A 312-nucleotide genomic window follows, 5' to 3' on the forward strand; every position below is an offset into this window, starting at 1 on the left:
CATCAAGGTTAAGAGGTTTGGTATCCTCTTCTATACTAACTGGTTCAACAGAATCAATTCCGTCATTAATTTCTTGCAGTAAATCATCATCAAACGACTCGTCTTCAACCTTAGCTTCTGATTCAGAGAAGTCATTATCAATTAATAGTTCATCATCAAAATCATCTTCTAAGCTATCTAAGTTAGCATTTTCAGAAAGCGCATTTGATAAGTCCTGCTCAGCTTGGCTGGAAGCGACTCCCTGCGCCTCACCGTCTAAATCATCACCTTGTAATTCTTCGGGGGTAAATGGCAACTCACTTTCTAGTGTTT

At 39.1% G+C, this 312-nt stretch carries 1 protein-coding gene; it reads right to left on the minus strand.

Annotated elements, in window-relative coordinates:
• A partial coding sequence (locus H5116_RS20175; RefSeq protein WP_182716937.1) for a hypothetical protein occupies positions 1-312 on the minus strand: 312 nt, incomplete at both ends.

Origin of the sequence: Pseudoalteromonas sp. SG45-2 (assembly GCF_014164115.1) — a bacterium.
Taxonomy (GTDB): Bacteria; Pseudomonadota; Gammaproteobacteria; order Enterobacterales; family Alteromonadaceae; genus Pseudoalteromonas; species Pseudoalteromonas distincta.